The 19,953-nt window shown below is 70.5% G+C and carries 20 protein-coding genes; 9 read left to right on the top strand and 11 right to left on the bottom strand.

Going from position 1 to position 19,953, the window contains the following annotated elements; translation table 11 throughout:
• Positions 1-20: 20 nt before the first annotated feature.
• The 5 genes from HNV26_RS10595 to glgA form a co-directional block, all read right to left on the bottom strand.
• Positions 21-884: a hypothetical protein gene (locus HNV26_RS10595; protein ID WP_216612044.1), complete on the bottom strand. Its 864-nt coding sequence runs from the start codon at positions 882-884 to the stop codon at positions 21-23.
• Positions 862-1,434 carry a hypothetical protein gene (locus HNV26_RS10590; RefSeq protein WP_216612042.1) on the bottom strand — a complete coding sequence of 191 codons (573 nt, stop codon included), beginning with the start codon at positions 1,432-1,434 and terminating at the stop codon, positions 862-864. Before HNV26_RS10590 ends, HNV26_RS10595 begins: the two co-directional genes overlap by 23 nt.
• 97 nt (positions 1,435-1,531) lie before the next feature.
• Complete coding sequence (locus HNV26_RS10585) at positions 1,532-2,014, bottom strand: LEA/WHy family protein (RefSeq protein WP_171441585.1); 483 nt, start codon at positions 2,012-2,014, stop codon at positions 1,532-1,534.
• A 1-nt stretch (position 2,015) separates the two neighbouring features.
• Positions 2,016-2,930 carry a serine/threonine protein kinase gene (locus HNV26_RS10580; RefSeq protein ID WP_171441584.1) on the bottom strand — a complete coding sequence of 305 codons (915 nt, stop codon included), beginning with the start codon at positions 2,928-2,930 and terminating at the stop codon, positions 2,016-2,018.
• Between the two features lie 35 nt (positions 2,931-2,965).
• Positions 2,966-4,399, bottom strand: a complete 1,434-nt coding sequence (gene glgA, locus HNV26_RS10575; protein ID WP_171441583.1) for a glycogen synthase GlgA — start codon at positions 4,397-4,399, stop codon at positions 2,966-2,968.
• Between glgA and pdxH the strand changes: the two genes are divergently transcribed.
• A complete protein-coding gene (gene pdxH / locus HNV26_RS10570) occupies positions 4,400-5,062 on the top strand; it encodes a pyridoxamine 5'-phosphate oxidase (protein WP_171441582.1) in 663 nt (220 codons plus the stop codon).
• A gap of 8 nt (positions 5,063-5,070) precedes the next feature.
• Here pdxH and HNV26_RS10565 read toward each other — a convergent pair whose 3' ends face one another.
• Positions 5,071-5,760, bottom strand: coding sequence for an SDR family oxidoreductase (locus HNV26_RS10565; protein ID WP_171441581.1), 690 nt, complete (start codon positions 5,758-5,760; stop codon positions 5,071-5,073).
• Positions 5,761-5,839: 79 nt separating this feature from the next.
• On the opposite strand from HNV26_RS10565, the gene hemG reads away from it, so the two are divergent.
• The 4 genes from hemG (at position 5,840) to HNV26_RS10550 (ending at position 9,356) form a co-directional block, all read left to right on the top strand.
• On the top strand, positions 5,840-7,249 hold the full coding sequence (gene hemG / locus HNV26_RS10560) for a protoporphyrinogen oxidase (protein ID WP_171441580.1): 1,410 nt from the start codon (positions 5,840-5,842) through the stop codon (positions 7,247-7,249).
• 115 nt (positions 7,250-7,364) lie between these two features.
• Positions 7,365-7,487 carry a hypothetical protein gene (locus tag HNV26_RS38935; protein WP_020478232.1) on the top strand — a complete coding sequence of 41 codons (123 nt, stop codon included), beginning with the start codon at positions 7,365-7,367 and terminating at the stop codon, positions 7,485-7,487.
• A gap of 31 nt (positions 7,488-7,518) precedes the next feature.
• The gene (locus tag HNV26_RS10555) at positions 7,519-8,580 is read left to right on the top strand and encodes a sensor histidine kinase (RefSeq protein ID WP_171441579.1); all 1,062 of its coding nucleotides are present in this window, start codon (positions 7,519-7,521) and stop codon (positions 8,578-8,580) included.
• On the top strand, positions 8,577-9,356 hold the full coding sequence (locus tag HNV26_RS10550) for a LytR/AlgR family response regulator transcription factor (protein WP_171441627.1): 780 nt from the start codon (positions 8,577-8,579) through the stop codon (positions 9,354-9,356). The genes HNV26_RS10555 and HNV26_RS10550 overlap by 4 nt, the downstream gene beginning before the upstream one ends.
• A gap of 58 nt (positions 9,357-9,414) precedes the next feature.
• Here the strand turns inward: HNV26_RS10550 and HNV26_RS10545 are convergent, their stop codons facing one another.
• From HNV26_RS10545 to HNV26_RS10535, 3 genes are all read right to left on the bottom strand, one after another.
• The gene (locus HNV26_RS10545; protein WP_253816434.1) at positions 9,415-10,176 is read right to left on the bottom strand and encodes a hypothetical protein; all 762 of its coding nucleotides are present in this window, start codon (positions 10,174-10,176) and stop codon (positions 9,415-9,417) included.
• Positions 10,177-10,379: 203 nt separating this feature from the next.
• Positions 10,380-11,798, bottom strand: a complete 1,419-nt coding sequence (locus tag HNV26_RS10540; RefSeq protein ID WP_216612040.1) for a hypothetical protein — start codon at positions 11,796-11,798, stop codon at positions 10,380-10,382.
• A gap of 95 nt (positions 11,799-11,893) precedes the next feature.
• Complete coding sequence (locus tag HNV26_RS10535; protein WP_171441576.1) at positions 11,894-13,384, bottom strand: glutamate-cysteine ligase family protein; 1,491 nt, start codon at positions 13,382-13,384, stop codon at positions 11,894-11,896.
• Between the two features lie 141 nt (positions 13,385-13,525).
• Between HNV26_RS10535 and rlmN the strand changes: the two genes are divergently transcribed.
• Entirely contained in the window at positions 13,526-14,605 is a 1,080-nt protein-coding gene (rlmN, locus tag HNV26_RS10530; RefSeq protein ID WP_171441575.1) for a dual-specificity RNA methyltransferase RlmN, read from the top strand.
• 306 nt (positions 14,606-14,911) lie between these two features.
• Positions 14,912-15,295, top strand: a complete 384-nt coding sequence (locus HNV26_RS10525) for a hypothetical protein (RefSeq protein ID WP_020478233.1) — start codon at positions 14,912-14,914, stop codon at positions 15,293-15,295.
• Here the strand turns inward: HNV26_RS10525 and HNV26_RS10520 are convergent.
• On the bottom strand, positions 15,285-16,880 hold the full coding sequence (locus HNV26_RS10520; RefSeq protein WP_171441574.1) for an adenylate/guanylate cyclase domain-containing protein: 1,596 nt from the start codon (positions 16,878-16,880) through the stop codon (positions 15,285-15,287). The genes HNV26_RS10525 and HNV26_RS10520 overlap by 11 nt on opposite strands.
• Positions 16,881-16,914: 34 nt before the next feature.
• The gene (locus tag HNV26_RS10515; RefSeq protein WP_171441626.1) at positions 16,915-17,769 is read right to left on the bottom strand and encodes a metallophosphoesterase family protein; all 855 of its coding nucleotides are present in this window, start codon (positions 17,767-17,769) and stop codon (positions 16,915-16,917) included.
• A 170-nt stretch (positions 17,770-17,939) separates the two neighbouring features.
• Between HNV26_RS10515 and gluQRS the strand changes: the two genes are divergently transcribed.
• Both gluQRS and HNV26_RS10505 read left to right on the top strand, forming a co-directional pair.
• The gene (gene gluQRS, locus HNV26_RS10510; protein ID WP_171441573.1) at positions 17,940-18,887 is read left to right on the top strand and encodes a tRNA glutamyl-Q(34) synthetase GluQRS; all 948 of its coding nucleotides are present in this window, start codon (positions 17,940-17,942) and stop codon (positions 18,885-18,887) included.
• Between the two features lie 141 nt (positions 18,888-19,028).
• A partial coding sequence (locus HNV26_RS10505) for a hypothetical protein (RefSeq protein ID WP_253816433.1) occupies positions 19,029-19,953 on the top strand: 925 nt, incomplete at its 3' end.

Genomic DNA, 19,953 nt, shown 5'->3' with positions numbered 1-19,953 from the left:
CGGGGCCGGCCCTCCCCCCACTACTGGGACCAGTAGCACTCCAGCGTCTCTCGCGCGGACTTGCCAATCAGCTCGCAGTTCTCGAAGCGGGCGCGCTCGCTGCCTCCGAGCTGCTGCCCGTAGCGGTCCGCGAAGCGCCGGAAGTAGGCATCCGGAAGCGCCTTGGAGTCGAGCCGGAAGTCCGCCGGTGGGGCGCGCTCGAGTTCCAGCCGGAAGGAAATGCCTCGCCCGGCGACGAGCCGGCGGACGCTGGCCTCGTCGGTGATGGCCTGCTCCACCAGCTCGTTGAGCGGCTGCCCCAGCGACACGGCGCCGTCCTCTCCGGTGCGCCCGGTGCGCCGCGCGGCCCCCAGGGAGACGCTCCAGTGCAGCGGGCCCTTGAGCGAGAAGGTCCGCTCATCACAGCGCTGGGAGCGCTCCTCTTCGACCTCGCCGGTGACGACCTCCTCCTGGCTGACGTCCTCGTCGGTGAGCGCCGACACCAACGGGTAGATGGAGGCGAGCGCCAGCACCACGCCGAGCGTCATGGTGATGTCGACGTCGTCATCGGACGAGCCGTCGGACATCGCCATCAAGACGCCGCCACCTCCGAGCATCGCGAGCCCGCCGAGCAACGAGCCCATGGGCGGGCTGGTCGTCGTGTCGATGCGCTTCTTACTGAACTCAGTGGAAATCTCGGTGCAGGTGGTGCGCTTCACCGCGACGCGGCCCACGTAGGACGCATCCACGACGCTCTCCAGCGTGTCGCGGTGGGTCTCTCCCAGGGACGCCTCTCGCAGGCGCTCGCCGCGCACGTACTCGGACGTCGTGCTGCAACCCGCCTGGGAGAAGAGCAACGCCGCCAGCCCCGCGGCCCCGAACCTAGAAGAGCCGGTTGCGCGCATCTTCCATCGCCCCACAAAGCCGCGAGTAGTGTTCGAGCGCCCGCTCCAACCGCAGGCTCTTGTCGACGTCCGTCTGCCGCCCGGGGACGAAGTCCCGCACCGACGTCACGGAGAGGTCCACATAGGGCAGGCTCTGGAACTTGCCGGTGGGCTCCGCGCAGTAGCGGTTCTCCGCGCTGCACTTGCGGAACATGGAGTACGTCCCGGTGTGCTTCTCCTTCACACGAAGCCGGAGCGTCGCATCGTTCCCACCGTTGAGCCGGATGACCTCGATGGGCAGCAGCAAGCCGCGCAGGTCGACGATCTCCGTCCGCTCACGGGGCTTGTCCAACACCATGATGCGGCAGTCCTTCACCGTGACGTGCACCTCCGAGTCGTTCCACGCCTCGATGTGCTCGCGCAGCCACGCCTCCGTCTGCGCCTTCGTTGGGTCGACCTTGCGCGAAGGAGCCGGAGGCTCAGGAGGAGGCGACTTCTCCGCGGCCTGCACGCCGGTGGACCCCAGCAACGCCAAGGAGATGGGAAACACACATTGTCGGAAAAGCGACATGGCCAACACGCTGGCACGTCACGCTGGCCGCCGGCAACGGACAACTACCATGGCACCACCTGGGTAGCGTCCACCCCACGCATCAGCGGCGGCGGCCTCAGTCCCCGTCCAGCGGCGGCACCCAGGCCAGCGGCAGCACGCGCTCGGACTTGAAGGGCGCGCGCCGCTCGGTACCGCCGAAGCGCAGCACCACCCCGCCCTCCACCTGTACCCGCCGGGGCACGGGCTCCGGCCCGCCCGTGGGGCGCGCGCTGGCCAGCGGGAAGAGCACGCGCAGCGGGGCGCTCCCGTCCGCCGCCAGGGGGGCCGCCACCTGCTGCGTGCCCACCGCCACGCGGCGCCCGTCCACCCACAACGTGAAGTCCACCGCGGCCAGCGTGGCCGCGTCCGACGCGGGGTTCGTCACCGCCAGGTCCAGGTCCAGGACGCCGGTGCCGTCCTGCCGGAAGTCCACCTGGAAGCCCACCACGCGCACCGCGTCTTCATAGGCCCGCGGCCGGAAGGGCACCGAGCCCAGACACCCGGACACGGCGAGCCCGCCTCCCAGCAGCCCCAGGATGACGGCGCGGCGCGAGCGCATCTCAGCCCCCCAGCAGCGGCTGGAGCGCCTCCACCGTCAGCGGCCAGCCCGCGCGCCGGGACAGGGACTCCAGCGCCTTGATGAACTCCGCCGCCGTCTGGAAGCGCCGCGCCCGGTCCGCGAACAGCGCCTTGCGCGCCACCTGCACCGCGTAGTCCGGCAGCTCCGGAGAGGACGTCAAGAGCGGCACCCGTGCGTCGCGCACCTTGTGCATCAGCTCCGCCTCGTGCTCCCCGGTGAAGAGGCGGCGGCCGGACCACAGCTCCCAGAGGATGATGCCCACCGCGTACAGGTCCGTGCGCGCGTCCACCGGCAGGCCCAGCACCTGCTCCGGGCTCATATAGGGCAGCGTGCCGCGCAGCGCGCCGGAGTCGCCGCGCATCAGCCCCTCCACCTCCGCCACGCCGAAGTCGGTGAGCTTCACGTCGCCGTTGATGCCCAGCAGCAGGTTGGCCGGGTTCACGTCGCGGTGGACGATGGTGGCGCCGTTCTCCCCCACCTTGGCCCGGTGGATGTAGTCCAGCGCCTTGAGCAGACACCAGGCGATGTAGCAGGCGGACTCGGGCGGCATCGCCGCGCCAGCCTTCACCAGCAGCTCCTGCATGTAGCCCAGCGTCCGGCCACTCACGAGCTCCTGCACCATCAGGTAGTCCGGCCCCGCCTTGAACAGGCGGTAGGTGCGGACGATGTTCGGATGGCGCAGGCGGACCGTCAGCTTCGCCTCGTCGACGAAGGCTTTGACGTAGGCAGTGTCGCTGCGAAACGACGGGTGCAGCCGCTTGATGACAATCTCGTCCGGTTCACCCGGTGAGCGCTGCGTGGTGACCCGGGCTCGCGCCTGGTACACCTCCGCCATGCCGCCCACCGCCAACCGGCCGACCACCTCGTAACCACCCAGGTCCGGAGCATCCGCCACGGCACAACATTACTGCGAATTTCCGTCCGCACCCACTATTCCGCCACCAGGTCGTGGAAGAGCGCCTCGTAGCGGCGGCCGGACGCACCCCAGGAGAAGTCCTTCTCCATGCCCCGGCGCCGGAACTCGTCCAGGCGCGACGGGTCCGCGTAGAGAGCCAGGGCGCGGCGGATGGCCGCCAGCAGGGCGGACTTGTGGAAGGCCTCGAAGAGGATGCCGTTTCCGTCCAGCCCTCCCTCCACCGTGTCCACCAGCCCGCCGGTGGCCCGGACGATGGGCACCGTGCCGTAACGCAGCGAATACATCTGGTTCAGGCCGCACGGCTCGTAGCGGCTGGGCATGAGGAAGAAGTCCGCCCCCGCCTCCACCAGGTGGGAGAGCCCGGGATCGAAGCCGATGTGCACGCCCACCTGCTTCGGGTAACGGGACTGCAACGCGAGCAGCCCTTCCTCCAGGGGCCCTTCGCCACTGCCCACCCCGACGACGCGGATGTCCGCGTGGAGCGCGGCCGGCAGGGCCTCCAGCAGCAGGTCCATGCCCTTCTGCCACGCCAGCCGGCTGACGAAGCCAAACACCGGCGCCGGGCCGTCCTCCAGTCCGAAGCGGGCCAGCAGCTCGCGCTTGCACACGGCCTTGCCGGACAGGTCCTTCAGTCCGTAGCGGGCCGGGAGGAAGGCGTCGTCCTCCGGGTTCCACTCGTGCGTGTCCACGCCGTTGAGGATGCCGTGGAGCCGGTGGGCGCGGTGCCGCAGCAGGCCGTCCAGCCCGTAGCCCTGCTCCGGCGTCTGGATTTCCCGCGCGTAGGTGGGGGACACGGTGGTGAGCGCGTCGGAGAAGACGAGCCCCGCCTTCAGGAAGCTCACCGTGTCGTGGAACTCCAGCCCGTCATGGGCGGTGAACAAGTCCCAGGGCAGCGCCAGGTCCCCCATCACGTCCTTGGGGAACTGCCCCTGGTAGGCCAGGTTGTGGATGGTGAAGACGCTCTTCGCGTGCGCCAACGGCCCCGCCTGGAAGCCGCGCCGCAGCGCCACCGGCACCAGCCCCGTCTGCCAGTCGTTGGCGTGGATGATGTCCGGGATGAAGCGCAGCCGCTGCGCCGCCTGGAGCGCGCCCACGCTGAGATAGGCGAAGCGCCGGTGGTTGTCGGCGAAGGCGCCCCCCGCGTCTCCGTAGAGGCCGTGGCGGTTGCCGAAGAGGAACTCGTTCTCCAGGAAGAGCACCTCCAGCCGCTCGGACACGCGGGCGGAGAGGATGGGGCCCGACAGCTCGCCGAAGGGGAAGCGCAGCAACAGGGACTGGCCCGTGGGCTCCAGCCGCTCCGCGCCTCGCAGGTCGCGGTAGCGCGGGGTGATGACCTTGACGTCATGGCCCAGCGAGGCAAGCGCGGCGGGGAGCGCCCCGGCCACGTCCCCCAGGCCCCCCGTCTTGGAGAACGGGGCCACCTCCGAGGAGATGAAGAGGACATTCATGTGCGCACATTGACGTGTGTGCCGGATGAGTCAACCGCGAAGGTGCACACCTGCCGCGCGCCCCTTATGTTGCACCGCGTGATGATTCCTCCAGACCCCATCCAGCGCTTCGCGGAGCTCTTCGAGCGAGCGAAGCAGGCCATCGCGGTGGACCCCAACGCCATGGTGGTCGCCACCGTGGGGGATGACGGGCGCCCCAGCGCGCGCGTCGTCCTGCTCAAGGACTTCGATGCGCGCGGCTTCGTGTTCTACACGAACCACGAAAGCCGGAAGGGCCGCGAGGCCCGCGCGCATCCCTACGCGGCGCTCTGCTTCTACTGGCAGCCCTTGAATGAACAGGTGCGCGTGGAAGGCCGCGTGGAGCGCGTCACGGACGCGGAGGCGGACGCCTATTTCCAGAGCCGCGTCCGCGGCAGCCAGGTGGGCGCCTGGGCCAGCCTGCAGAGCCAGCCGCTGGCGGCTCGCGAGGTGCTGGAGGCCCGCGTGGCGGAGGTGGAGCAGAAGTACGCTGGCCAGCCCGTGCCGCGCCCACCGCACTGGTCCGGCTTCCGCGTGGTGCCGGACCGCATCGAGTTCTGGCACGCCCAGGAGAGCCGGCTCCATGACAGGCACGTCTACCTGCGCGAGGACGGCGGCTGGCGCACGCAGATGCTCTACCCGTGAGCGCACGGCTACCAGGGCACTTCGGTCCCCTGGTAGTCGAAGAACCGGCCGCTGTGCTCCGGGTTCAGCCCGTCGATGACCCGCAGCATGCCGCGCACCGAATCCGGCGCTGGCAGCGTGGCGTCCGGGCCGCCCATGTCCGTCTGCACCCAACCGGGGTGGAGCAGCACGGTGACGAAGCCCTCCGGGCGCAGGTCCGTGGACATGGAGCGCACGGCCATGTTCAGCGCGGCCTTCGACATGCGGTACGCATAGGCCCCGCCGTCGGTGTTCGCCGCCAACGAGCCCATCCGCGAGGTGACGTGCGCCACCCGCCGCAAGGCGCCTTGTCGCAAGCCCGGCAGCATCGCGCTGGTGACACGCAGCGGCCCCAAGGCGTTGATGGTGAACGTGCGCGCCATGTCCGCGTAGTCCACGTCACCCAACGCACACCACAGGCCGGAGACACCGGCGTTGTTGATGAGCACGTCCACGGGGCCGGTACACACGTTGGTGGCGAACGCGCGCACGCTGGCGTCGTCTCCCACGTCCAGCGCATGGATGCGCAGGCGGTTTCCGGCCTTTTGTATCAACGGCTCCAACCGCCGTGCTCCCTCTGGCGACCTGACCCCGGCTTCGACGGTATCGCCCCGCAGCAGGAGCTGCTGGACGAATTCGAAACCAATCCCCCTGCTCGCTCCGGTGATGACGTAGCGCATGCATGGCATTAACGCGCTGAATGCCTTCCGCTGGCAAAACACGCGCGTTGACGAGCAGGGAGTGCACGCTGGTAATCGCATGCACCACATGCAGAGGACACATCAGATGAATGTCGCCGTCGTGGGAGGTGGGATTTCGGGGTTGGCCATCGCGCACGGTTTGCGGTCGCGCGGTACGGCTGCCGTGCTCCTGGAGACATCCGCACGTCTTGGAGGCGCGGTGGGCACGCATGCGCGGGCTGGCTACCTGGTGGAGCAAGGCCCCAACAGCTTCCTGGACCGCGAGCCCGCGACGCGAGCGTTCGCGGCGGCGCTGAACCTGGAAGGTCGAATCCGGGTCGCCGACCCTTCAGCGAAGCGTCGCTATGTCTACACGCGAGGCCGACTCCGGTCGGTGCCGTCTTCGCCGCCGGCGTTTCTGGCTTCGGACATTCTTCCGCTGGGCGCGCGGCTGCGGGTCGCCGGCGAGCTGTTCTCCCGCCGCGCGCCGGAAGGCACGGACGAATCGCTGGCCGCGTTCGGCCGCCGCCACCTGGGCCGCGCGGCGACGCGGGTGCTGCTGGACGCGGTGCAGACGGGCATCTACGCCGGTGACGTGGAGCAGCTCAGCGTCGAGGCCACCTTCCCGATGCTGGTGAAGCTGGAGCGCGAGCACCGCAGCCTCATCCTGGGCGCCATCCGCGCGCAGAAGGCCCAACGCAAGGCGCTGCCCGCGGGGGACGCGCCGAAGTTGTCGGGCGCGCTGAGCACGTTCGACGGCGGCCTCCAGGTCCTCATCGACGCGCTGGCCGCCTCGCTGGGTGACGCGGCGCACGTGAGCGCGCGGGTGGAAGGCCTGACGCGCGTGGATGGCGGATGGAAGCTCGCCGTCGAGGAACATGGACGCCGCGCGGAGCTGACCGCGAACCACGTGGTGCTGGCGGTTCCCGCGTTTGTCGCCGCGCAGCTGCTGCGCCCCCTGGATGACGCGCTGGCGGAGCAGGTGTCCCGAATCGAGTACGCGCCCATCGCGGTGGTGCACCTGGGCTTCGACGCGGGCACGCTTCCGGCACCGGATGGCTTCGGCTTCCTGGTGCCCTTCGAGGAGAAGCGGCGGCTCCTGGGCGCCATCCACGCGTCCACCACCTTCCCCTTCCGCGTCGAGGGCGGCCGCGTGCTCTACACCTGCATGGTGGGCGGCGCGCGTCAGCCGGACCTGGTGAAGCAGGACGAAGCGGAGCTCGCGGCGCTGGCGCTCGAGGAGCTGCAGGCCCTGACGGGCGTGACGGCCCGGCCCACCTTCACGGAGGTCTTCCGCTGGCAGCGGGGCATCCCCCAGTACAACGTGGGGCACCTGGCGCGGATGGCGGGCATCGACGCGGCGCTCCAGCGCTGGCCCGGGTTGCACCTGGCGGGCAACGCCTACAAAGGCATTGGACTCAACGACTGCATCCGTAACGCGGCGCGGCTCGCGACTGCCCTCGCGGACGAGGAAACCGTTCGGAAATAGCGACTGCGACCGCTCGTTGTCAGGGAGCGACCGCTCGGGCCGGAGGCGTCAGCGTAAACCAGGAAGACGCGTCAGACTGGCAGTGCATGCTTGTCGGAGTCAGGAGCCCCTCGCCATGTTCGCCCTCCCCTCCCCCGTCCTCGTCGTCGCCGCCATCGTCCTCTTCCCCGTCGTCCTCGCTGGCAGCATGCTGCTGGACGCCTTCGAGACGGAGCTGGAGGAGCGCCCGGCGCAGTGACGCGGCCGGCGGTGTAGGCTCCCGCTGGCGCATGCTGGAAACATCGGAAGGCTCCATTGTCCGCGCCACCCTGCGGGCCCTCGTGGAGCCCCGGCGGCTGCTGCCCATCCTCGTCGTCTCCGTCGCGCTGATTACCGCGCAGGTGCGCTTCAGCCACGCCCCCCTCTGGGCCGCGTCCGGGCTGGGCCTCCTGATGTGCCTGCTCTTCATCGCGGTGGCGCCTGTCTCCTACCGCGTCCTCTTCCCGGAAGGCCTGGACCTCAGCCATGGCGGCATCCGGCTCCTGCTCTACGCCACCGTGGGCAGCGGCGTGGTGCTCACCTCCGGCTTCGTGCTGCCGAAGCTCCTGGGCATGGGGCCCACCTTCCTCACGCAGCCCACCAACCTCGCGGTGTGCGGCGCGCTCTTCCTCGTGGGGGGCTGGGGCCTGGGCCGTGACATCGGCTTCGAGGAGAGCCTCACCCGCGAGCGCGCCCGCGCCGCCCGCTTCGCGCTGGAGGCCGAGCAGGCCCAGCTCCTCGCGCTGCGCAGCCACCTGGACCCGCACTTCCTCTTCAACACGCTCAACGCCATCGCGGAGTGGTGCCGTGAGGACGGCGCCGTCGCGGAGACCGCCGTGCTGCGGCTGTCCACCATGCTCCGCTCCGTGCTCGCGGGCGTGCGCAGCGCCACCTGGCCCCTGGCCCGGGAGCTGGAGCTCATCCGCACGCTCTTCGACCTGCACCTGCTTCGCGACCCGGAGCTCTTCCAGCTCACGCTGAACATCCCCACCGGCATGGAGGAGATTCCCGTCCCGCCGCTCGTGCTGCTCCCCCTGGCGGAGAACGCGGTGAAGCATGGCCCCGCCGCGGGCCACCGCGGCGCCCTGTCCCTGGACGTCACCGCGCGAGGCCACGAGGTGGAGGTCGCCATCGAGAACCCGGGCCCCTCCCGAGGGCCTCGCGAGGGCAGCGCGGGCCTGCCCACCGTGGAGCGCCGCCTCGCCCTGGCCTACGGCGGCGCCGCGCGCCTCGTGCTCGACGGTGGCGAAGCGCGCACCCGCGTCACCGTCACCCTGCCCCGCGCGGGCCCCCAACCTGGAGTCCTCACCTGAGCGCCCCTCTTCGCGTCCTCATCGCCGATGACGAACTGCTCGCCCGAAAGCGCCTGACGCGGCTGCTCGCGGCGCTCCCGGACACGGAGGTCTGCGGCGAGGCCTCGGACGCGGATGGCGTCCTTTCCGCCGTGCGCGCGGGCGGCGTGGACGTGGTGCTGCTGGACATCCACATGCCCGGCCTCAGCGGCCTGGATGCCCTGGCCCTGCTGCCGGAAGGCGGCCCGCGCGTCATCCTCTGCACCGCCCACGCCGAGCACGCCGTGCAGGCCTTCGAACATGGCGCGGTGGACTACGTGCTCAAGCCCGTGGAGCCCGCGCGCCTTCAGAAGGCCCTGGAACGCGCACGCGCACGCGGTCCGGCCACAGCCTCCACGGGCGCGGTCAGCCCCCCACCGAAGCCACCTGGCACGCCCGTCCGCGGCCTGGGCCGCCTGCCCATTCCCACGCGGCAGGGCATCGTCCTGGTGGATCCAGAAGCCATCTCCCACGCGTCGCTGGAGGACGAACTGGTGACCGTGTTCACCACGCAGGGAGACTTCCTCACCGACTTCACCCTCAACGAGCTGGTGGAGAAGCTGCCGTCCGAGCACTTCCACCGCGTCCACCGCCGCGCGCTGCTCAACCTCACGCACGTGGCGCGACTGGAGCCGCTGGACACAGGGGGATACCTGGCGCGCACGCTGCGAGGCCACGCGGTGGAGGTGAGCCGTCAGTCCGCGCGCGAGCTGCGGCGCATGTTGGGCCTGCGTCGCGGCGCCGAGGAAGAGGGCTGAAGAAAGACACAGGCCCGCGCTCCGATGCATCCGCGCGGGCCTGACTGCGGGTGACGACCTACTTCACGCGCACTTCGACGCTGATGACCTGGCCACCCTCGTTGCGCGAGAAGACGACGGTGCCGCGCTCCGTCCAGACCGGCCCGAAGCCCGTGCCCAGGCTGTAGGCCGTGGCGACGTCGTAGTTCCTGTCGAAGGTGATGACGCGCACCTCGCCGTCCTCGCCCGGCCGCAGGCTGGTCGTCGTGTAGACGATGATGCGCCGGTCCGCATCCCACTCCACGGTGCCGCCCAGCGCGGGGTTGGGGATGTAGGCCGAGCTGAACTGCGAGGTGCCCACGTTCGTCAGCTGCCTCAGGTCCTTGCCGTTCTCCTTCACGAGCCACAGCGAGGGCACGCCCGAGCGCCGCGTGGACTGGAACAGCACGTTGCGCCCATCCGGCGTCCACACGGGCTCGCTGTCATCGAAGCCCTGAGTCACCCGGACCGACTTGCCCGAGTTCGCGTTGAGCACGTACAGCTCCGAGCTCCGCACCACGTCGCCCTCGCGGTATCCATCCGGCAGCTTCGCATACGCCACGCGGCTGCCATCCAGGGACACCTCGGGCGCACCGGTGCGCTCCGCCACCAGGTGCGAATCGCCCTGGTGGTCCATGCGAATGAGCTGAAGCGAGGTCGTCTGGTACACGATGATGCGCCGGTCGGCGGACTCGGTCGACGGCTCCACCAACGACTGGGACGCCACGCCAGGGGACTCGGCGTCCGCGAGCGCCTCCGCCTCCGCCCCACCGCACGCGGCGAGCAGCAGCGAAGAGGCCATCCACATCGCAAGGTTCCTACGGGGACTACGGCAGCGGACGTCAGTCGGATGCATACGGTCCTCTGGGTGGAATCCACCTACCAGCGCGGGGTTGACAGGTTTTACAGTCCGCGCTCACGGGTATTCCAGGTCAGAACACCATAACAACCCGGACCGTCATAAATGCTACCCGCCGACTGGACGCGACACCGCCCCACACCGCGTCACGGTGACGCGAAGAGTGCGGGAACCTGGGTCGCGTCCGCGCCAAGGATGTCTGAGAGGACCCGGGACGCCTGAATGGGGACGGCGATGCCGGCGCGCGCGCACCGCGCGGCTTCGTCCAAGGTGAGCGAAGGCGTGGAACAGTAGGACTCACGCCAGTGCTCGGTGAGCTGCCGGGAGAAGGCCACGCGCAGGGCCTCCACCTTCGCCTCGAGCCAGACCTCGGCCAGGGTGAAGCTCGGACGCTGGGGCCGCACGTTGCCTTCCGTGAAGGTGACGTCGTGCTCGAGGCCGGACTCGGAGAGCTGGTCCTGCAACGTCACGGTGAAGGGCCCGCGCCGGGCGTCCAACACCACGGACGAAGCCACCGTGACGTGGTGCGCCTGCGACAGCCGCAGCGCGTGGTACTCGAAGGACCTGGGGACGTCGCGGTACCGCGTGACGGGCACGGAGTAGGTGTGCGTGTGCCTGGTGTACTTCGTCACCTTGCGCGTCTTCGTCTTGCCGTTCTTGTCGGTGTACTCCTCCTCCGCCTCGTAGGGCTCCTCGATGGTCTCCGTTCGGTCCTCGTGGTCCGTGTACGGCACGCTCTCCTTCCACGGCGCGGTCAGCTCCACGGAGTGACTGTCGCGCTGGGTGACGAAGCGCCCCTCCAGGCTGAACTCCGGCCGCGTCGAGCCTCCCGGCGCGAACCAGGGCGAGGACTCGAAAGCCTGGGTGAGCCGGGCCTCCAACTGCGCCTGCTGTGCCTCGTCCAGTCCCTCCACGGTGCCCGTCCAGGAAGGCGGGCCGAACAGCTCGGGCGCCGTCGCGGGGCGCGGCGCGTACTCCCGCCAGTGGCCGCAGTAGCGGAACACCAGCTCGCGCCAGTGCGGGCTGTCATCCGTGCTGGTGTCCCGCAGCCGCTGGCAGGACGTCTTGCCACTCTGGAGCACCAGCCACTCCATGTCGCGAGAGATGAGGGCCAGCTCGCGGTGCGCCAGCAACGGCTGCTTGCGCCGCAATGTCTGCTCCGCCGTGAGCGCGTGTCCCTGGCGCGCGGGGTTGCCGACGAGCCGCTGGAGATGACGGCGGGTGCCATCCACCTCCTCGCGCAGGGAGCTCTCCAAGCCGCCACTCAGCTTCGCGTTCCATGCCGTCCGGTGGTTCAGGAAGCGCAGGAGCCACGCCTCCGCCTCTTCGTCATCCCCTTCCAGGCGCGCCTCCCGCGCGTTGCTCAGCAACTGCGCCAGCGCGCGCGAGCGCAGGCCCTCGCGCGCCTGGAGGAGCTCCTGGTCATAGGGGCTCTGCCGGATGAGGTCGTCGTAGATGGCCGCGGCCTCCACGAACATGCCCTTTTGGGCCAAGGAGTCCGCGCGGCCGCGCAGGGTGGAACAGGCACACAGAACCAACAAGGAGACGAGGAGGAGCCGGACCATGGTCACGAAAGCGCAAGTCGCGTGCGTCCGGTGACGGACGTGGCGGCGGGATATTCACGGCGCGTCGCGCTTTACCGCACACCTCAGGCGGCAGGCTACTCGACCGGCCATGTATGGACAGGCGCTCCGGATTCGGAGCGCTGGAGGTAGCGCTCCAGCATCGCCGCCAGGGCGTCCTGCCGAGGCATCTGTGACTCCAGCCGCGCCAGCATCCGCCGCTGCCATGTCGCGCCCGTCCGTCGCAGCACGACGCGCTGTTCGATGATGCCCAGCAGCGTGTCCGCCTCCTCCGCGTCCACGCCCGCGCGAACCAGCCCCTCCCGGGCATCGGGGAGCAGTCGCTTGACCAGCTCCGTCGCCGCCATCGGCCGCGGACTGGGCGCCGTGGAGGAGGGCCACAGCAGCTCCGCGTCCAGGCCCTGCCGCGCGGCGCGGATGAAGTTTCCGTACGCGTGGACGAAGGGCAGCGCGGGCAGCAGCGCATCCACGCGCTCGGCCAGCGCCAGCGTGAGGCCCAGCAGGAAGGCGCCGTTGGCCATCATGTCCACCAACGTGGGCCCGGCGGGCAGGGCGCGGAACTCGATGCGCAGGTGGCCTCCCGCCTTCGGGTCGTAGATGGCGCGGTTCCAGCTCCACACCGTGCTCTGGTGCAGGCGCAGCTCTTCCAGGTCCGGCACCTCCCCCGCCGCCACGCGCTCGCGGAGGGGCTCGTCGCCCGACACCGGCAACAGCGGCGGATGCAGCGCCACCGCTTCGGCGAACAATTCGTAGGCGCCCTCGCGCACCCAGCCATGACCGAACGACACGCGCGCGTGGGGCTGAAAGCCGCCTTCTCCGGGCTCGCCCCGGTCGTCCACCGCTTGCCGGAACAGGGCCACGCGCGTCTCGTCCCACAGCTTCCGTCCCAGGAAGAGCGGCGAGTTGCCCGCCGCCGCCAGCACCGGCGCCGTGGCGAGCTGCGCCGCGTTGTACATGCGCGCGAAGTCACCCGGCGCCACGCGCAGGTGGTACTGGAGCGACGTGTTCGCGCCCTCCAGCGTCACGTCCTTCCAGGTGAGCGACAGCGCCTCCTCCTCGCCCCGAATCGACACATGGAACGGCGCGGACCGGCGCTGACGGATGGCGGTGGACATGGCGCGGTAGCGCGGCTCGCTCGTGAGCGCGCCACTGCCCAGATCCGCCTCGCGCAAGGTGGGGAGGATGCCGATGACGGCCACGCGCGCGCCCAGCGTGGACGCGGCCCGGCGCACCGCGGCCACCGCGCTCTCCACCTCCTGGCGCAGCGCACTGAAGGACCTGCCGGCCAGCGGGCACGGACGCAGGTTCACCTCCAGGTTGAAGGCATCCAGCTCCAGCGTCACGCGGGGGTCTTCCGCGCGCGCCAGCACCGCGCGGTTCACCGGCAGTGGGAAGCCCAGGCGATCCACGAGGTACAGCTCCAGCTCCGCGCCCACGGTCGGCGCGCCCACGCCGAACCCCGGACGCGCCAGGAGTGCCCGCAGCGCCTCCAGGCTCTCCGCCAGCCGCCGGGAGAAGCGCTCGTGGTCCTCCGGACGGAATTCCTCCTGATGGATGGCCATCCCCATGAAGGCTCAAGGTAGGCATGGCCGCCTGCCCGGCCACCCGGCGCCTGCCAGACCGCCCTGCGGGGCAGGGTCAATGTCCACGAATGGCACCGGGCACGGGTAGGTACGCCCGCGCTCGGTGTGTTATCTCGGGGCCTGGTCATGCCGTCCGACACGTCCGCCAACCTGTACGATTTGACGCGGCCCGCGCTGGGAGCGCTGCTCTCCGGTTGGGGCTTCGGCCCCTACCACCGCGACCAGCTCTGGACCGCGCTGTACCGCCGGCACGCGACCACCTTCGACGAACTGGACGGCCTCAAGCCAGAGCTGCTGCGCATGCTGCGCGCGCACACGCGCCTGGGCCAGCTGGCCACCCACCACGAGTCCTTCAGCAGCGACGGCTTCACGCACAAGCTGCTGCTGCGCCTGGACGACGGGCAGACCATTGAAACCGTGCTGATGCGGTTCAAGGGCCGCGCCACGGTGTGCATCAGCACGCAGGCCGGCTGCGCCATGGGCTGCGTCTTCTGTGCCACCGGGCAGATGGGGCTCTCACGCCACCTGACGCCCGGCGAAATCGTGGGGCAGATACTCCACGTCAACCGCATCCTGCGCGCCTCCGGCGAGACGCTGCGCAACGTCGTCCTCATGGGCATGGGCGAGCCGCTCCACAACTACGAGCACACGATGTCCGCGGTGGACGTGCTGGTGGATGCGCTGGGGCTCGCCATGGGCCCACGCTTCATCACGCTCAGCACGGTGGGCGTCGTGCCCGGCATCCGGCGGCTCGCGGATGAAGAGCGCCCCATCCACCTGGCCGTCAGCCTCCATGGCGCCACCGACGCCGAACGCGCGGCGCTGGTCCCCGCGGGACGCCGCTGGCCCCTCGACGAGCTGATGGACGCGTGCCGCTACTACAGCGAGAAGCGCAGGCGCCGCATCTTCTTCGAGTGGACGCTCATCTCCGGCCGCAACGACACCGCCGAGCACGCGCACACACTGGGTCAGCTGCTGCGCGGCATGGACGCGCACGTCAACGTCATCCCCCTCAACCCCACGGTGGGTTACGACGGCGGCCCCAGCCGTCCGGAGTCCGTGCGCGCCTTCCAGGACGTGCTCGCCTCCTACGACGTGCCCAGCACGGTGCGTCAGCGCCGGGGCATCGACATCGACGCGGGCTGCGGACAGCTCAAGGCCACCGTGGAACGACGCTCACGCCGTTCACTTCCCACCAGCGCCTGACGCATTCCTGAAGGCCCCAAGCCTGCTGTCCGCCCAGGCCCCGGGTACGAGCGCACTGTCTCGAACGTCGAAGCGTCCGAGCGCCGCGCGAGGAGAGCTCATGCTCGCATGCCCGCCACATCGCGGGCCCTTCGCGCGAAGCGCACGCGCCATGACGCGAAGGTCCATCCGTCAGGGTCCTGAGTTACACCCCGAGCGGTGCGCCGTGTCGGTGGCGGACGCCCATGTCGATTGCGGGTGGTGCCCCTTGCACGCGACACGGCCATGGGCACATTCTTTCCATCGGCTTCCCCGGGGAGGTGGGCGATGCTTTCCATCCAGGAGCACGCAACGGTGGATGAGGCGAGCAGTGAGCTGCTCGACTTCGTTCTCGAGCCGTACAACTGGCTGTCACTGCCACGAACAGGCATGGACCCGGCAGCATGGCCCGGGCAGAACACGCTCTATCAGCGCCGCGTGGGGTCGCTGCGCATCTGCGCGTCCGTGGACGTGGCGGCCACGCTGGATGTTTTCCTGCACATCGCCTTCCGTGCACCGGGCCTCACGCCGGTGAAGGCGGCGGACCATCTGGAGAGCTTCCTCAAGCAGCGGCTGCCACTGACGCCCAACTCCGAATGGCAGGTGGAGGTGGACGAGCGCCGGTGGATTCACTTCTCGCGGCGCTACGCGGGCCCTCACCTCAAGGCGTGAGCGGCTCCAGCCGGTAGTGGCGCAGCGGCTGCGCCACGTTCTTCACGGGTGTCTCCGTCAGGGGCCCGAAGCGCAGGCCCTGGAAGAAGGGCTCATCCGAGCCCACCAGCGCGTCATGCACCCGGTCCATCACCAGCGTCTCCCGGAAACCCGCCAGTGACTGGAGGCGGGCCGCCTGGTTCATGCCGCTGGAGAAGGCCGTGTACTGACGGTTGGGCCCGAAGAGGCCGCAGTTGGCGTGCGCCAGGTTGACGCCCACCGCCACCCCCAGGCCCGGCAGCTTCACGCGCCCACACAGCGCCGCCACGTCCTCGTGCGCGCCCAGCGACGCGGTGAAGGCCTGGATGTCACACGCGGCCCGCACCGCCGCCTGCGCGCGCTCGCGCGGCGTGCCCTTGAAGAAGGGCGGCCCGAAGAGGCCGATGACACAGTCACCGACCATCTTGTCGAACACGCCGCCGTGCTCCCAGATGCAGCCCACGGCGCGCTGGCTCCACTCGTCCACGAAGCGGCCGATGTTGCGCGGGCTGTCGAAGCCCTGCTCGCAGATGCGGGTGAAGCCGTTGATGTCCGCGAAGAGGATGCCCACCTCCTGGTCCTGCGCCCGCAGGTACTGGGCATAGGCGGGGTCGTGCAACAACGCGTCGATGATGGCGTTGGGGAAGAACTGCGACAGGTGGATGCGCTCGCGGTTGTAGTCCTGGAGCCGCTGACTCAGCGTGGACGCCAGCACCCGGATGAGGTCCATGGCGTAGGAGGAGAAGCCGCTGTCGTTCCACACGACAATCTTCCCCAGCGGGCCCTGCGCGGCGGCGCCGGAGATGAGCACGGCCTCGGTGGTGCGGCCGGAGAAGAGCCGCCGCAGCGTGGACTCCTCGCTCAGGAGCAGCCGGGGGCCGTGCTGGCGGATGGCCGCCTCCAACCCCGCCTGGGGCTGCTCGCCGCTTTCGAACTCCAGGTGCCCGTTACGATAGGTGCGGTAGTGCAGCACGTGCGGCTGCACCGCGTCCCGGTACAGCAGCAGGAAGCCTGGCAGGCGCACGCGCTGCGCCAGCGTCAGCACGGCCAGGTCCATGCCCGCTTCAAAGACGGGGTTGGCCAGATGGTTGTTGCACTGGAGGATGAGCTGGTGCTTCTCCGACGCGGTGTGCACCAGGCACAACACCGTGTCGAGCTGCTCCGCCACGGTGTCCAGCACGCGCAACAGGCGCGCGGAGGAGTCCGGCGCGGTGGCGTCGTCCGCGAAGAGCAGGCCGAACACGCCCACGCGCGTTCCCGCCACGTCCAGGGGCTGGCTGACCAGGGTGTCCGCCCCCAACCGGCGCACGCCCACGGCACCTTCCAGCAGCGCGCCGGGGTGACGGTCGCTCCAGTCCCCCTCGTTCCACGTCTGCTCCACCAGCTCCTCGTCGCGCGTGGTGATGGCCACGGCCTTGGCGCCGGTGAGCGAAAGCACCAACGGGAAGCAGCGCTTGAAGGTCTGCGTCAGCGTCTCACGCCCGCGCAGGCTCTCCTCCAAGGCGTCATCCACCGCGCGCTGGAGGGTGCGCAGCGCCTTGTACTCCTCCAGGGTGATGTCGGTCATCGGCTGCCCTTCTATCGCCGCCCGGGCGGAGCTGTCACAGGGCGGGCGTCTGTTGCTGGCCGCCGGACACCTGTCCGTCCGCCACGTCGATGAGCCAGTACCCCTCGTGTCCGGATTCGGTGGAGGAGCCCGCGCCGAAGACATGGGGCCGGTCGGCGGTAGCGGGGTGGTGGTAGCGCCGGTGGATGTGGCCATGCAACACCGCGTAGCGCGGGCCCGGCAGCAGCTTCAGCAAGGCGTCCGCGTCCCGGAGGCCATGGTGCCAGCGGTCCGGTCGCCCATGGGGATTGAGCGGCGCGTGGTGCACCACCACCAGGATGGCGCGACCCTCCAACCGGGCGTCCTTCAGCAGCGCGGCCAGGCCTCCGAGCTGGGCCGCGCCGATGACGCCGTAGGACAGACCCGGCGTGCGCGGCACACGGGCGGACAGCAGCCCCACCACCGCAGCCTCGGTGCCCAGCAGCCGGACGAAGGGAAAGGCGCCCTCACGGCGGTACTCCGGCAGGTCGCTCTCCAGCAGGTGGCCGAAGTACTTCGCGAAGCGCCCGCTGCGGTGGCTCCCGGGCGTGAAGACGTCGTGGTTCCCGGGGATGACGGTGCAGCGGCGGGGGTCCTCCGCCAGCGCGCCCAGGGACTGGCGGGCGCCGCTGAACTCACCGTCCAGCGCGTACGCCGTCAGGTCGCCGGAGAGGATGAAGTGGTCCACCTGCGCGGCCTGCGCGTCCCGGGCAATGGCGGCCAGCGCCTGGGGCGCACGCGCGTACCGCCGGGCGCGGCCTCCCACGGTGAGCTCCGCCAGGGCCATCCAACGTCGCCAGCCCAACCGGTGCAGCGGAAGCGCGAAGTAGTCCTCGGTGATGTGGACGTCGGAGCAGTGGGCGATGCGCATCGAGGGGTCTTCCGCCAATCACGGAGAACGTAGCACCCACCCCCGGGGGCGTCGACGAAGCAGGCCACGGGCACTGCGGCGGGCCCCCCGCGTCGGTTATGGTCCCCCGCGACGATGATTCGCTCCGCGTGCCCGCACGCCCTCCTTCCCCACGGACCTCGGGGGCGCCCATGAGCCAGGTCCGAGGCCGCTTCGCTCCCAGCCCCACCGGGCGCATGCACCTGGGAAACATCCGCAGCGCGCTGCTCGGCTGGCTCCAGGCGAGGGCGGCCCATGGCCGCTTCCTGCTGCGCATCGAGGACCTGGACCGCGCGCGCTGCAAGCCGCAGTACGTCGACGACCTGCTGCGCGACATGGAATGGCTGGGGCTGGACTGGGACGAGCAGCCCGTCTTCCAGAGCCAGCGAGACGGCCTCTACCGCGACGCCCAGGCCCGGTTGGAGCAAGCAGGGCGCGTGTATCCCTGCTTCTGCACACGCGCGGAGATTGCACGGGCCGCCAGCGCGCCTCACGGCCTCTCCGACGAAGGCCCCCGCTACCCGGGCACCTGCGCGCACCTCACCCGCGAACAGATTTCCGAGCGCGCCCGCACGCGCGCGCCCGCGTACCGCTTCCGCGCGGGCCCTGGCGAGGTCCGCTTCGTGGACGGCTTGCAGGGCCCGTACTCGCAAGACGTGGACGCGGTGGTGGGCGACTTCGTCGTGCGGCGCAACGACGGCGTGGCCAGCTACCAGCTCGCGGTGGTGGTGGACGACGCGGCCACGGACATCACCCACGTGCTGCGCGGGGACGACCTGCTCTCCTCCACGCCCCGGCAGCTCCAGCTCTACACGTCGCTGGACTTGCGCGCGCCCGAGTTCCTCCACGTCCCGCTGGTGCTGGGCGAAGACGGCAAGCGCCTCGCCAAGCGCGAGGGTGCCTTCGCGCTCGCGGAGCTGCGTGAGCGTGGCGTGGCGCCCGAGCGGGTGCTGGGCCTGCTCGCCTCATGGAGTGGCTGGGGAGACGGCGGCCCCCTGACGCTCGCCGAGCTGGTGCACAGCTTCCGTGCCGAAAGACTGCCGCGCGCGCCCGTCGTCGCGGGCGAGGCCGCGCTCCGGGAAGCACTCGGCCTGGGGTGAGCCCGGGCTCCGCCCTCCTCCACGGCGAGCCATCCGGGCGCGGCGGAATCGTGCCTCCGCTGCCCCATGGCCATGTTTCCCGTGAACACGAGCGCCTTCTTTCCGCTCGAGGCGCTCCCAGGCATCAGGAGGGGCAGCACCATGGCAGCCATCGTCGAGAACCAAGCGCCCGGCGTCATCCCCGCCGTGGCGGGCAACCCCTACAAGCTGAGCTGGGGCGCCATCTTCGGAGGCGCCTTCGTCGCCCTGGCCCTGTGGCTTCTGCTGAACTCGCTCGGACTGGCGCTCGGGCTGTCGGCGGTAGACCCCAACAACCCGGGCAGCGTCCGGGCCGCGAGCATCGGCACCGGCATCTGGAGCGCCATCGCGCCGCTCATCGCCCTCTTCTGCGGCGGCTTCGTCGCCGCGCGCTCCGCGGGCCGGTTGGACAAGGGCGGCGGTGCGCTGCACGGCGCGGTGATGTGGGGCCTGACGACGCTGGTGGGCACCGCCTTGCTGGGCATGCTGCTGTCGTCCGTCATCGGCACCGCGCTGCGCGCGGGCGGCGCGGTGGTGGGGGCCACCGGCTCGGTGGTGGCGGGCGCTGCCTCGGGAGGTGAACAGGCCGCGCAGGCCTTCGGGTTGGATGCCAATGACGCGCTGGGGCCCATCAACCGGCGCCTCCAGGCGGAGGGCAAGCCGACCATCACCGCCAACCAACTCCAGGCCGCCACGTCCGAAGTCCTCAGCACCGCCCTGCGCACCGGCAACCTCGACCAGGAGGTGCTCGTCACGTCCATCGCGGACAACACGCGCCTGTCGCGGCAGGACGCGCAGGAGATCGCGGGCCGGGTGAGCGGCCAGTTCACCGCGTTCCGGGGCAAGGTCGGCCAGGTGGGTGAGCAGATCCAGCAGGGCGCGCTGCAAGCAGCGGAACCCACCAGCCGCGTCTTCTGGGGCATCTTCGCGTCACTGCTGCTGGGCCTCATCTCCGCGATGCTCGGCGCCACCGTGGGCGTGAGCCGCCGCCAGCGCATCGCCGCGGAAGGCGCCGTCATCACCACGCCGCCCACCCGCCCCACGGAGC

The sequence above is a fragment of the Myxococcus xanthus genome (assembly GCF_013116825.1).
Taxonomy (GTDB): domain Bacteria; phylum Myxococcota; class Myxococcia; order Myxococcales; family Myxococcaceae; genus Myxococcus; species Myxococcus xanthus_B.
This window is presented reverse-complemented; position numbering and strand designations above follow the sequence as displayed.